10 protein-coding genes are annotated in these 13,783 nt (G+C 41.5%); 4 read left to right on the top strand and 6 right to left on the bottom strand.

Features of this window, described 5'->3' with window-relative positions:
- Nucleotides 1-165 precede the first annotated feature (165 nt).
- Nucleotides 166-2,349: a glutamine synthetase III family protein gene (locus ACQ76V_RS01680; protein WP_440998726.1), complete on the bottom strand. Its 2,184-nt coding sequence runs from the start codon at nucleotides 2,347-2,349 to the stop codon at nucleotides 166-168.
- Nucleotides 2,350-2,627: 278 nt separating this feature from the next.
- Here ACQ76V_RS01680 and ACQ76V_RS01675 point away from each other — a divergent pair, with 278 nt between their 5' ends.
- From ACQ76V_RS01675 to ACQ76V_RS01665, 3 genes are read left to right on the top strand one after another with little or no spacing between them, the layout of a single operon-like run.
- Nucleotides 2,628-3,524: a 1,4-dihydroxy-2-naphthoate polyprenyltransferase gene (locus tag ACQ76V_RS01675; protein WP_440998725.1), complete on the top strand. Its 897-nt coding sequence runs from the start codon at nucleotides 2,628-2,630 to the stop codon at nucleotides 3,522-3,524.
- Nucleotides 3,521-4,594 (top strand): o-succinylbenzoate synthase, encoded by a 1,074-nt coding sequence (gene menC, locus ACQ76V_RS01670; RefSeq protein ID WP_440998724.1) that lies wholly within the window; start codon nucleotides 3,521-3,523, stop codon nucleotides 4,592-4,594. The genes ACQ76V_RS01675 and menC overlap by 4 nt, the downstream gene beginning before the upstream one ends.
- A gap of 2 nt (nucleotides 4,595-4,596) precedes the next feature.
- Complete coding sequence (locus ACQ76V_RS01665) at nucleotides 4,597-6,099, top strand: AMP-binding protein (protein ID WP_440998723.1); 1,503 nt, start codon at nucleotides 4,597-4,599, stop codon at nucleotides 6,097-6,099.
- A 24-nt stretch (nucleotides 6,100-6,123) separates the two neighbouring features.
- Here ACQ76V_RS01665 and purD read toward each other — a convergent pair whose 3' ends face one another.
- Genes purD through gatB form a run of 4 tightly spaced genes read right to left on the bottom strand, consistent with a single transcriptional unit; the run spans nucleotide 6,124 to nucleotide 11,097 of the window.
- Nucleotides 6,124-7,404, bottom strand: coding sequence for a phosphoribosylamine--glycine ligase (purD, locus tag ACQ76V_RS01660; protein WP_440998722.1), 1,281 nt, complete (start codon nucleotides 7,402-7,404; stop codon nucleotides 6,124-6,126).
- Between the two features lie 58 nt (nucleotides 7,405-7,462).
- Nucleotides 7,463-8,233, bottom strand: coding sequence for a triose-phosphate isomerase (gene tpiA, locus ACQ76V_RS01655; protein ID WP_440998721.1), 771 nt, complete (start codon nucleotides 8,231-8,233; stop codon nucleotides 7,463-7,465).
- Nucleotides 8,230-9,603, bottom strand: a complete 1,374-nt coding sequence (locus ACQ76V_RS01650) for a TlpA family protein disulfide reductase (protein ID WP_440998720.1) — start codon at nucleotides 9,601-9,603, stop codon at nucleotides 8,230-8,232. The genes tpiA and ACQ76V_RS01650 overlap by 4 nt, the downstream gene beginning before the upstream one ends.
- A gap of 42 nt (nucleotides 9,604-9,645) precedes the next feature.
- Entirely contained in the window at nucleotides 9,646-11,097 is a 1,452-nt protein-coding gene (gene gatB / locus ACQ76V_RS01645; protein ID WP_440998719.1) for an Asp-tRNA(Asn)/Glu-tRNA(Gln) amidotransferase subunit GatB, read from the bottom strand.
- A 193-nt stretch (nucleotides 11,098-11,290) separates the two neighbouring features.
- Between gatB and ACQ76V_RS01640 the strand changes: the two genes are divergently transcribed.
- Nucleotides 11,291-11,839 carry a hypothetical protein gene (locus tag ACQ76V_RS01640; RefSeq protein ID WP_440998718.1) on the top strand — a complete coding sequence of 183 codons (549 nt, stop codon included), beginning with the start codon at nucleotides 11,291-11,293 and terminating at the stop codon, nucleotides 11,837-11,839.
- A 168-nt stretch (nucleotides 11,840-12,007) separates the two neighbouring features.
- On the opposite strand, the gene ACQ76V_RS01635 is transcribed toward ACQ76V_RS01640, so the two are convergent.
- On the bottom strand, nucleotides 12,008-13,762 hold the full coding sequence (locus tag ACQ76V_RS01635; RefSeq protein WP_440998717.1) for a DUF1565 domain-containing protein: 1,755 nt from the start codon (nucleotides 13,760-13,762) through the stop codon (nucleotides 12,008-12,010).
- Nucleotides 13,763-13,783: the final 21 nt, after the last annotated feature.

Below are 13,783 nucleotides of genomic sequence, written 5' to 3'. Positions count from 1 at the left end.
TTCCAAACTTTCTCATTTTGTTGAAATAATCGCAGACCTGCAAAAAATCATTCTCCTTTTTACAACAAATGTGCAGGAAGTCACTTACCACAGGTATAAATACAAAAACCCTCAGGGATTTGATTACCCCGAGGGTTCTTAAAATTAACCGTTTATCAACCGTTGCTATTTAACGAACAGCATTTCTCGATAGATAGGTAACGGCCAATAATCATCCGCTACATGACGCTCCAGAAAGTCGACCGAATCACGAATCTTTGTCATGGCCGGCCGTACATTATCCTTCACATAGGTAGCACTTTCCAAGACTGAGTCTCCATTACTTTGAAGGACAATTCCACGAAGTTCTTCCAGAGCATCATTGAGATCGTTCAGTCCACTGTTAACTTTTTTAAGCATCTCCATGGATCCTCTGTTCTCCAAGCCGAGGCCGTCAATACGTTTCACATTATCAGCAAGCTCATTCATATATCGTACTGCGGCGGGATAAATCATGGTCTTAGCCATGGCTTCAGTAGTATCTGCCTCGATATTGAGCGTAGTCAGATATTGCTCAGCCCAGATTTCCTGCCTTGAATGTATCTCACGACTATTTAGCACCTTGTGCTTCTCAAACAGATTAATGTTTTTCTCGTCTGTCAGCTTTGGCAGTGCATCCATGGTAGTACGCAGGTTTAGCAATCCACGTTTTTCAGCTTCTTTTTCCCATTCCTCAGAATAGCCATCACCGTTAAAGATGATATCTTTGGAATCGGAAAGGGCCTCTCGAACCACTTCTCCAAGCGATTCTTCCAATGATTCCCCATCATCAACTTTCTCCTCAAGATCAGTACAAAGTTTATCGATGGCATCGGCCACAATAGTATTTAATACCACAATCGGGAAAGAGATAGACTGACTGGATCCTACAGCCCGGAACTCAAACTTGTTGCCTGTAAAAGCAAACGGGGAGGTCCGGTTCCTGTCACCTGCGTGCTTAGGCAGTGAAGGTAACACAGGTGTTCCTAATCCCAACAGACCACCCTGCTTAGATTCTTTGGCTCCGCCATTTAGCAGCTGATCAATTACATCTGACAACTGCTCACCAATATAAGCCGAAATAATAGCAGGCGGGGCTTCATTAGCTCCCAGACGATGATCATTACCCGCATGAGCAATGCTTATGCGCAGCAAGTCCTGATGTTCATATACAGCCTTTAAAATAGCTGTAAAGAAAAACAGAAACTGCATATTATCATGAGGATTATCACCCGGTTCAAGCAAGTTCATTCCATCGCTGGTACTAAGGGACCAGTTAAGGTGCTTGCCGCTCCCGTTTAATCCATCAAAGGGTTTTTCATGCAGCAGGCACTCAAAACCGTACTTTCGAGCCACTCGTTTGAGGGTGATCATCATTAACTGCTGGTGATCGGCGGCAATATTGCAGGTCTCAAAAATGGGAGCTATTTCAAACTGTCCCGGAGCAACTTCATTATGACGTGTTTTGACCGGTATACCAAGCCTGTATAACTCTTTTTCAGCTTCCAACATAAATGAAAGCACTCGTTCTTGGATAGTGCCAAAATAATGGTCATCAAGTTCTTGGCCACGTGGAGGCTTAGCGCCTACAAGCGTTCTGCCGGCAGTCATTAAATCAGGACGACGATAGAAAAACTCCTGATCAATCAGAAAGTACTCCTGTTCACAGCCCACGGTAGAAGAAACTCTCTTGGCATCAACATTAAAAAGTTTCAAAGCTCTCTTCGTTTGTTTATCGAGGCTTTCATTAGACCGTAAAATGGGCGTCTTGTGATCAAGCGCCTCACCAGACCATGAAGCAAAAGCAGTGGGAATACACAAATAACAACCATTATCATTTTCCATGATAAAAGCAGGAGATGTAGGATCCCATGCCGTATAACCACGGGCTTCAAACGTCTGTCGTAATCCGCCACTGGGAAAACTGGAAGCATCCGGTTCACCTTGAATCAAATCTGACCCTGAAAATTCGGCAATAGCTCCCCCTCCCTGGTTGGGCGTTATAAAACTATCATGCTTTTCAGCAGTGAGCCCTGTCAGCGGCTGAAACCAGTGTGTAAAATGTGTAGCGCCTTTTTCAGTAGCCCAATCTTTCATGGCCACAGCGACTGCATCAGCTACTTCAGAATTTAGCTGCTCTCCTTCCCGGATCGTTTTTCTTAAATCTTTCCAAATAGTCTCGGGAAGCCGATCTTCAAGATCTTCCTGCTGAAAAGTATTTTCACCGAAGATCTCAGTAATGTTCATCGCCTCTCGTTCTTTCCCGTTTGATTCTGGTGACCAATTTCGTGCGGCTGCCAAAGGATCGTATCGTCGCATTGCTTTTGTCATTGGAGTATTAAGTTGTGTTGTGTTAAAATTTTAAACTGCCCTAAATATAGTCGATATACTCGATATTACACAAATTATTTAATTATATTTTTATTAACATATTATTTTAAAAGGACTAAATAGCTTTTTGATTAATTTTTTTAATTATTATATGCTTTTTATCTATTCTTGGTTAAAATATTTTACCGGAAATTGAAAATAGCTTGTTTTTTTAAGCGAGATATTTATTGCTATAATTGGAGTCAAACTTTTTCCACAATTTTTCTCTTATTTATTACATGAAAAACTCTACAACGGTGAGTATTTGGGTCAAAGCTGCGCGTCCCCAAACACTGCCTGCTGCCTTTGTCCCTGTTTGCGTTGGAGCCGCTTTGGCCTATCATGATCAACAGTTTTTATGGGATGCAACAATTGTTGCTCTGCTGTGTGCTTTCTTGATTCAAATTGGGACTAACTTTGCCAACGATTACTTTGATTTCAAAAAAGGAGCTGATACGGACGAACGTATCGGCTTTGAACGAGCTACCGCAAAAGGTTTCATTTCTGCCGAATCCATGCGTAATGCGACCATAATCACTATGGCATTCGCTTTTCTTCTGGGCTTATATCTTGTGTGGCATGCCGGCTGGGCTATATTCTGGATTGGAGTGGCTTCGTTGGTTTTCGGAATACTTTATACCGGGGGCCCTTTTCCACTGGGCTATAACGGACTTGGAGATATTTTTGTGTTTATTTTTTTCGGAATCGTTGCCGTTATGGGCACTTATTATGTTAATGCCCTCGAATGGAGTAACGCTTCGTTTTGGGCTTCTTTAACGGTGGGGGCACTTTCAACAAACATCTTAGTCATCAATAATCTGCGTGATGTCGAACAGGATAAAGTTGCTGGCAAAAATACGCTCGGGGTCATTTTTGGGGAGACTGCCCTGCGTTGGGAATACCTGCTGATGTTATTATTGGCATTAGCCATTCCTCCTCATTTTTATTTCCAGCTGGGATATGATGCCATCGTATTTCTACCCTTTGTAATTAGCCCTTATGGATTCTCACAACTTTACAAAGTCTGGTTTTGGGATGATAAACGTAAATTCAATAAGGTATTGGAAGATACCGCTCGTTTTATGACCTTTTATGGCGTTCTTTTTAGTATAGGAATCATTGTGGATTCGTTATGACATTAGCCTGCCATTCATATAAACTCCCTTTTTCTAAACCACTAAAAACAAGTAACCAAATCTTTCAATATCGGAAGGGATTTGTTTTATTTCACACGAAAAAGGAGCAGGAATTTTTTGGGGAAGTAGCGCCATTACCCGGTTTCTCGGCAGAAAACCATAAGTCGGTCAAAAAAATACTGCTCGCTCATCAACAAACACTTGAGAATAAATTAGATAGTTCAAAACCTATTGATGAGCTTAAGCAATTTTATAGAGATGCCGATATCCCCCCCTCTCTGCAATTTGGTTTGGATACCCTTGCATATCAAATTAAAGCTCAGCAAAATAATCAATCACTATTTCCCTATTTATTCCCCGATTCGGCGAAAAAAGTACCTGTCAACGCATTAATTTCACTTCAAGAGGATACAGTTCTTAATACTGTTGAACGTAACATTACATCCGGGTACCAAACGATTAAGTGTAAAATTGGACTTCACTTTGAACAAGAACTTCCGCTGCTCCGCAAGATTAGAAATAAATATCCCAAACTAACGATTCGAGTCGACGCTAACCAGGCCTGGAGTTTGGATCAAGCTGTTGAGTATTGCAATCAGCTAAATGACTTGAATATTGAATATTGTGAAGAACCGTTAGTTGAGCCTACTCCCAAAAACCTGGAACAATTATCCCAACATACTGCCCTGCCCCTTGCATTGGATGAATCAACTGCGCAACATCCATATTGGCCAAATTTACTTCCTTTCACCAAATATCTTATTATAAAACCGATGGTAGTTGGCAGTTTCCAAAAAAATATTGAAACAAAACGGCTTGCAAACACTCATAATAATAAAGTAGTGATTACGACGAGCCTTGAAAGTAGCGTTGGCCGATATTTTATAGACTTAATGGCAGCGGGATTGGGATCACCACTCATAGCACATGGACTTTCAACCGGCTTTTTATTAGCAAAGGATATTTCCTCTGATAAGAATATCTTTTCAGAGGGATACCTTAATATATCATCTCAGCCCGTAACATCAATCAATTTTGAGCAACAAAAGCTTTTTAAAAAACTTTTTTGACCGTGGGTAAAACAGATCAAATACCAACATTTGCTGCCCCCAGACAAGATGATCTGTTCCTGGGATCCAGCTTTGGCTTGCATTCCTATGGGGATCTCAAGCAATTTGAACGTTTTTTTCTGCAATTCCTATTCGATTTCGATCATCACTTTGAAAAACCAATAGGGTTTCTGGCCCCCTCTTCTGACACTCTTATTTTTGCGATTGCTGCTTGCTGGAACCTCGGTATTCCCTTTATTTCCTTTGATACCAAAGCCTCGTCAGGCGAACTTAATCGTCAGCTTGAGCAAACTGATCCCGGCTTGGTATTTGTTGACCAAAAACTACAGGCTAAAATAGATCATTCTGATTCCATAGATATTAAGCAACTCGATTTAACACGATCACTTGAAATTGATGTTGCCCTTGGTTTTGAAGCTAAACATTACACTCCACAAACCGGGCCCGACCAGGTTTTTGGATACTTTTTCACCTCCGGAACAACCACCGGCATCCCAAAGATTGTGCCACTTAAACGACGGCAAATGCTTTTTGCAGCAAAAGCTTCTGCCAAAAATTTTAAACCTCGTAAGAACCATTTCTGGCTGCTTTGTTTACCGTTAGCTCATATTGGAGGAGTCTCGATTATTTTACGGTCTCTTCTATATGGCTCTGCCATATTCAGGATGAAGAGTTTTCACCCTAAAATGATTACTACCTTTTTAACTGAAAATAAGCTTTTCCAAGCCGCATCGCTGGTTCCGACTATGTTAAAAAGATTGATGGAGCGATCAGGGTTTCTTGTCCATCAAAATTTTAAAGCCATTTTGCTTGGCGGCGGCCCCATTAATGTAAACCTTATCAAAGAATGTAGAAACAAAGGTATTCCGTTGGTTCCAAGTTACGGGATGACTGAAACCTGTGCTCAAATTGCAGCTAATCCTATCTTAAAACCCAGCGGCACGTATGGGCCTTTACAAAGTGTAGGAACTGTATTTGAACCGAATAATATTCAAATACGAGATGAAGAAAACGAGGTCGTCAGTATTAACACTACAGGCGAAATATGGATTAAGGGACCACAGGTTTTTGATGGGTATTTGAATATGGATAACAAAAATATTTTTGATGAGAAGGGATGGTTTAGAACAGGCGATTTTGGCTATTTTAATGCTAATAACCAACTCTTTATTGATTCGCGACGTACGGATCGCATTGTTACCGGTGGAGAAAATGTTTCTCCCTTTGAGGTTGAATCTAACCTCATTAAGCTAACAGCTATTAAAGAAGCAGCCGTATTTGGAATAGCTGATAATGAGTGGGGACAAAAAGTTGTGGCTGTTGCTGTCACTAAAAATGGAGAGCCCATCAATTTCACGGCCATTAAAGAGGATTTAAAAACAACGCTTGCTGCTTATAAAATCCCCAAAGAAATTATTCGGGTCGATGAGCTTCCCAAAACCAGAACGGGGAAAATAATCAGGAGTAAGTTAGCTGAACTTTTTTTACAGCGAACAGAACAATAAGAACAAATCTCAAAAAAACGGCCTTTAATCGAAGTATTTAAGCCCTTTTGTTCCAATATCTGATCGGTAGTACTTATTATCAAAATCGATTTTTTTCACTTCGGCATAGGTGTTTTTAATAGATTCCTGCAACGTATCCCCGGCAGCGACCACACTTAGTACCCGTCCCCCATCAGTATATATTTTACCATTCTCAGCCTTGGTCCCGGCATGAAATACAAGAGCATCATCAGAAACATTATCTATTCCAGTAATTACTTTACCCTTCTCATAGTCAAGCGGATATCCTGCTGAAGCCATTACCACACAGCAGCGATACTTGTTATCAATTTTCACTTCTTTCTCATTCAGCCGCTCATTCACAGCCGCATCCATAAGGTCCAACAAATCAGACTCCAATGACGGTAAAACCGCCTGTGCTTCGGGATCCCCCAAGCGACAGTTAAATTCAACGACCTTGGGTCCATCATCAGTAATCATTAAGCCACAATACAAAATACCTTTGTACGAATTTTCATCTAACAGCATGGCCGATATGGTAGGTAAGATAATCTCTTTCTCTACCCGTTGGAGCATGCGATTGCCAATGACAGGGGTAGGACAATAGGCGCCCATTCCACCGGTATTCAACCCGGTATCCCCTTCTCCAATGCGTTTATGATCCTGGGCATAATGCAAAATTTTAGCTGTTTTCCCATCCGAGATAACAAATACCGAGGCTTCATCCCCTTTCATAAACTCTTCGACCACCAGCTTTTGGGCAGCCTGCTGAAAACGCTCATCTTCTTTTAATTCATTAAGACGTTTCTCGACCTCTTCGGCCGACTCACAGATAAAAACCCCCTTTCCACCGGCCAGACCATCCGCTTTTAAGACTACAGGATACTCGTCTTTGCTTTTAATTATTTTAAGTGCCTTATCAAATTCATCCCGCGAGTAGGTCTCAAAATTAGCTGTAGGTATTCGATTCTTCTTCATAAACTCATTGGCAAACTGTTTACTGCCTTCGAGCTGTGCCGCTACTTTGGATGGCCCGAAAACCTTGTGCCCCTTCTCTTCCAGAAAATCAGTAATACCATTCACTAATGGTTTTTCCGGTCCTACTACTGTCAGCTCAACGTTATTTTCTTCGATGAAGGTAAGAATAGCATCAAAATCAGACAGGTTAAGATCTACATTGGTACCAGCCTGCGCCGTACCCGGATTACCCGGGGCAATAAAGAGTTCATCTAATCGATCTGATTTGGCAATGCTCCACGCCATTGCATGTTCGCGTCCGCCACTGCCCAGTAGTAATACATTCATTATTTACAGCTAATTAAGATTCAAAATCGTAATTTGGATTCATTTTGGGATAGATCCACTAAGAAAGCTCATTTGCAATATGGATGATATCCGTAAAACTGTCAGCCTTAAGTGAAGCGCCCCCGATAAGTCCTCCATCAACGTCGGGTTTCTGAAGCAATTCTTCAGCATTATGCGGTTTCATGCTACCGCCATACAAAATACGAATTTTGGCGGCTGCCTCTTCCGAGTACAACTCGGACAATTCTTCGCGAATCATCTTATGCATTTCTTGGGCTTGATCAGGAGTAGCCGTTTCTCCGGTTCCGATTGCCCAAATCGGTTCATACGCAATAACAAGATTAGAAGCGTCATCTTCTTCAACACCAATTAATGCACCTTGAACCTGCTTTTTTACACGCAATTTGTGCTCATTGGCCTTTCGCTGTTCTAATGATTCGCCCACACAAATCACTGGCTTTAGTCCGTCATTTAATGCTTTGTTCACCTTGGCATTTACTGTTTTATCGGTTTCACCGAAATATTGGCGACGTTCGGAATGCCCCAGTATAACATATTCACAATTTACCTCAGTAAGCATCTCAGTGCTTACTTCACCTGTATAAGCTCCATTATCTTCAGAATGTACATTCTGGGCTCCTAAGGCAAGGCCGTCAATATCCTGTAATTCAACCGAGGCCGTAGTTAGCGAAATGGTAGGCGGACAAACCAATCCGTCAACAGCTTTGGGCATGTTTCCAATAATATTTTCTATACCCTGCAGAAGTGTTGAGGTTTCCTTGGGTCCACAATTCATTTTCCAATTTCCGGCGATTAAAAATCGTCTCATGATGTAGGTTCCTCGTTTTTGTCTTTGTTAATAATTCTTTGGATTCCTTGAATTACATCTTCAAACTCGTTGCCCACATACTTTCTTATAATTTTCCCATGCTCGTCAACAAGAAAGCGCGTAGGTATTAAACGGATATTAAATTTCTTTAACAATTTTTCGCGGTCAAATGCCTGAGCATCGGCTACCGGCCACGGCTTTACTCGTTCTTCAAAAAAAGCATCCACCGTAACCTGACTCTCATCAAGAGGTAATGTTACAATTTGTAATCCGTAGTTTTTGTAAATACTGTGAATAACAACCGTTCGGTCAAACTGATTTTGATACAAACGATTACTTAGCCTAGTAATTTCCAAGATATAGGGAGTTCCCGAAAGCGAATCCCGGCTAATGACTCTCCCATTTTGAGAAAATTGAAATTCGGGAATTGTATCTCCCGGCGACAGATAGTTAAGATCGTATGACATGGACTCAACCCAATTACTGGTCGAATCTTCAGGATATGACTGCTTAAATGCAGACAATTGCTGTTGCGCCTGATCTACCCGGGCACTGTCATAGAGCAATTTTATTTTTTCTCGGGCAATGCGTTTTGTACTGCCTTCCGACTCTGTCATCTGAGCCAATGAATCTAAATATACCAGCGCAGAATCCAATCCCTTGTTCTCTGCCATATATCGTTTTCCAAAAGTAGCCCCAAGGTCACTTAAATCATCATATCCATCAACCGCTCTAATACGATTCATCATTTGAGGCTTGTCAAAGCTTTCCAGAATTTTAATAGCCTCACGAGCAGCAAAATTTGATGCAAAAGTCCCTTCTTCCTCTTCATAGACATCCCAATAGAGGTTCGACCATTTCTGCAGCTCATCACGCAAGGTATCCCCTTTAAGCTGTCCGGATCGTGCCAGCTGCATTACCCGTTGAAAATTTTTGCCCAACCGTTGATAGGTCTCCATCGCATCGTGCTCGTGGGAAGAAATCTTTAGTGTTTCCCTGATGTTGGGTAGTTCTCCCGTAATAAAAACAGAATCATCCTCAGCCAGGATAATACCACTTCGGGCTAAATTTCTTTTGTTTCGACTAATAATTAATGGATATCGGCGTTTTTCCTGAAAGGTGGCCAGACCGGAAAAACTGCCATTAGAATCAGTTACCGCATGGTAAAGAGTATCAGCATCGGCATTGGCAGAATCTTTTTGAATGATCGTAAATCCAATACCTGAAAAGTCTCCGCTTGAATCTATGGAGTCTGAAACGGTAAAACTCCCAGAAATATGTGCCGTTTTATTTTCCGGCTCGTTTGAACATCCCCAACTGATTACCCCAATAGCCAGAACAATAAAACAGTACCTTAATTTGGTTAGCATAGTCTTTTTCTGAAACAAAAGAATTTATGTTATAACACTTAATTATTCTTCTTCAAGCCGTGCCGAAATCATCTCTCGAACCATCTGCGGATTAGCCTTCCCTTGTGAGCGCTGCATAACCTGTCCTATAAAAAAGCCAATCAACCCCTTTTTGCCATCTCTGTATCGTTCTACCTCATCAGGGTATTGTTCGATAACCTCATCAACGATAGGTTCAAGAAATCCGGTATCTGAAACTTGAATTAGATTCATTTCTTTGGCCAGATTTTCGGCTGATTTTTGCTCTTCAAGCATAGCATCATAAATTTCGGTCATTGCAGATGAATTGATTTTATCATCCTCACGCAATTGTACTAGTCCAGCCAGTCGCTCCTCGGAAATAGGAAGTTTTTTGATCCCAATACTTCGATCGTTTAACGTTCGCAACACCTCGGTTAAAATTAAATTGGAAACGGCCTTTGGACTACCAACATGATGCAGTACATCTTCATAAAAATCTGCTAAATAACGATCTTCAGTTAACGTTTGCGCATCTTCTTCGCTCATATTGAACTCATCCATAAAGCGCTGCTTGCGTATATCGGGCATTTCTGGCAGCTCCTGCTTAATGTCTTCGAGCATTTCGTCAGTTACTATAACCGGTGGAATATCCGGTTCGGGAAAATACCGATAGTCATGCGCTTCTTCTTTAGAGCGCATCATGCGTGTTTCCATCTTATTGGCATCCCAGAGCAATGTCTGCTGTACAACTTCGCCTCCGGATTCAATGAGCTCAATCTGACGCTCAATTTCGAACTCGATCGCCCGCTCCACATTACGAAATGAGTTCATGTTTTTAAGCTCAGTCCGTGTACCAAACTCCTCTTGGCCTTTCGGACGGACAGAGACGTTAGCATCGCAACGCAGACTGCCCTCTTCCATGTTCCCATCGCAGATCTCCAAGTATTGCACAATCTGCTTGATTCGTTTCAAATATTCATAGGCTTCTTTGGGGGTACGAAGGTCCGGTTCCGAAACAATCTCTATCAACGGAACACCGGCTCGGTTAAGATCAATTAGCGTATTAAACGGGTCCTGATCGTGAATAGACTTCCCGGCATCCTCCTCCATATGAATACGCGTAATGCCAATTTCTTTATCCTCCCCGTCAGTAGTTATACCAATATGTCCATCGTGACAGATGGGCGTATCGTATTGCGAAATCTGGTATCCCTTGGGAAGATCAGGATAAAAGTAATTCTTACGCGCAAAAATTGATTTTCGGGCGATGTCACAGTTCGTCGCCAATCCCATCTTAATGATATAACGCACCAGGTTTTCATTTAATACCGGCAAAGTACCGGGATGCCCCAAACAAAGCGGAGTAACCTGGGTATTGGGCGATCCGCCAAATTCTGTTGAAACCGGGGCAAAAGCCTTACTTTCTGTTAATAGCTGGGCATGTACTTCAAGCCCAATAACTGCTTCGTAATTATCGTTAACCGAGCTGCTCATTACTTAAAATTCTTATATTACTTTTTCCGAAATGTTCACAAAATCGCATACAATTCTGTATATCAAATTCAAGATTACAGAATGACGCTATAACATAATTTTGAGAACGCAATTTAATGGCGAAAGATATTAAACGTCTGGGACTTTTATTAATCATTCTGATATAAAATCAACTCATCATAATGCAAGTGCAATGAGACATAAAGAACTGCATGTATTCGAGGAAAGCAACCACCTTTTTTGGGGATTAATTATTCTGGTTGCCACTGCCGGCGGAACCTACTTACTGGCCGGTTCTTTTGTAACGATGAACTGGTATCCCTTTAATATCAGACAGCTGCTTGCATTGGGTCTTTTTGGAATAAGCTTTTCCGGCATCATCAAATTATCAGAACCTCTGTATCATTTTATTCTCTATTTTGATGATAATTTACTCCTTATTAATATCAAAAAGGGAGATTTGAAAACCGATACGCTCGAAATTCCGGTTGATAACATTCAACAGCTGCAATTTGCCCCACATGATCCACGTGATGCTGATGAAGCCCTATTCGATTTCTCTACTAATTATCATCTGCTCTATCAGAAAAAAAACGAAACCTCTTTTCAGAAACTACTGGGGGATCAATCAGCAGCTATCACTCTAAAGGTAGATGATATCGCTAAAATCATGCGCTTTATCACTAACCGGAATCCGAATATCAAAATTCCAAGCGAACAAGCTACCTACTTTAATTTATAGAATCGTTTTTAATTAAATAGTTAATAAATCCATTTAAACATTCTTTGGAAATTTCAGACAAAATAAAAAATGCCACCGCCCTAAAGCGATGGCATCAAAGGTATCTATCTCTATCAGAGTAGTTTATTTATAAGACCCGTAATAGTTAGCTACTTCCTGATGGTTAGATCAGTTGCAGACTTCACCACTTCCTAACCCCCATCGAAGACTGTTTCCACTGACACTCACTTGAATCTCTCCATCTTCAGGCTGGCTGCGATCTGCACCACATCTGGGAGCTGCTGCATTTGACCACGTATTACCAATAGCCGGGACTTCGCCGGACACATCACCTGAACCGCGGGTAAGATCTATATCCCAACCATCAATATTTTCAAAAACGTTATTTCCGGCTGACCCATCGGTTCCTAAATCGACGCTGAAGTTATTATCATTTGGACTATCAGGGCCTCCAATCGCAATAGCATTGCCGTAAATATTTCGAATAGTGGTACCACGTACTTTAAGAGAACCATCGAGATGCTTGATGCCATCATTACTCAAGTAGTTGATACTACCAGCTGCCCGTTCTTCGGTGTTGGTGCCTTCAATAATGCTATCAACAATATTTACATCAGCAGCATATAACTCGATAGTAGAGATTGCGGTATATTGGAAAGTAGAATTACGAACTTCAATATTACTGTTGGGTTGGTCGGCATCCATATCCAATGCCCGCTGATATCGATTTCCAGTTTCGGTCCCGTTACTTGTGGTTACTGTAACGCCATCAAGTGATAAACTGCAATTATTGGCATTTATTTGAAAAGCCGTTGGCGGTTCAATAACTGATGCACCCGGTCTTACGGTCGTATTGGTTACAATCACGTTCAGGTTATTAGCATCCTCCATGTCAAAGGCCTCAACATCACCCATATTTATTACGTCGGTATCCTGGATATGAACCCGCGTATCCGAAGTATTAAAACGGTTTGTATAGGCTTGTCCAACACTTTTCCCATTAATAATATTACGTGCCCCTTCGAAACCTCTTACTTCTACATTCATTGATGAGCCGGTTGAGATTGCCACCCCTTCTTCAGCATTCATAGTTACTGAGACATCTTCCAAGATCACATTTGAGGTCTCAACTGAAGTTCCACTTTTAATAAAGACGGCATCAGGATCTCCGTTAAAAGAACCGCCGGTATAACCATTCTCAATATGCAAGTGTTGCAAGGTTATTCCTTCACCAAGTTCTATGGCCGGATCTCTGTCTACATCAGGACTTAAAATATGGATATTACTCCGATCGACATTTTGATCCCCCTTTACTATTAGGTTTCCAGAAAAATCAATCGGAAAACTTTCTCCATTGGCCTCATCATATACCCCCTCAGCGACACGTATCGTATCAATATCCAAAAAGGCATCATTCTCATTTTGATCGTAAACAGACAGTGCCTTTGTAATTGTTTTTAAGGGACTGTCTTGCATATATCCATTGATATCTCCATCAGAACCATTGTTGGCATCCACAAAAAGGCGCTTTGCAATAGCCGAAAAAACCACTTCATCGGTATCACTCTCACCATCTGAGGTAACCTCAAGCTGCAGGGTATATTCTCCGGGCAAATCCGGAATAAAACTGGGATTCTCTGTATCCGCATCGCTTAATGAAGCACTGCTGTTTGCCGGTTGGCTGCTTATGGCCCAAGAATAGCTTACACTGCTACTGCCGCTTGAACCCGACCCATCTGCGATAACTTCAAACCCTACTACTTCATCTGAATTACTGCCGGCATCTGCTGTTGCACTTGCAGTAGGTGGATTATCTTCGTTTCCGTTATCATTATTATTGTCAGGTCCCGTGCTGTTATCACTGCACCCAAAAATAAGTGAAAGTGAAATTACAATGCAGAGTAGCGTAGCTTTATTTATCATAGCGATATGAATTTGAATTCG

Origin of the sequence: Fodinibius sp. SL11 (assembly GCF_052060035.1) — a bacterium.
In the GTDB taxonomy this organism is placed as follows: Bacteria; Bacteroidota; Rhodothermia; order Balneolales; family Balneolaceae; genus Fodinibius.
The sequence above is the reverse complement of the archived record's forward strand: the minus strand, read 5'-3'. Positions and strand labels throughout refer to the sequence as shown.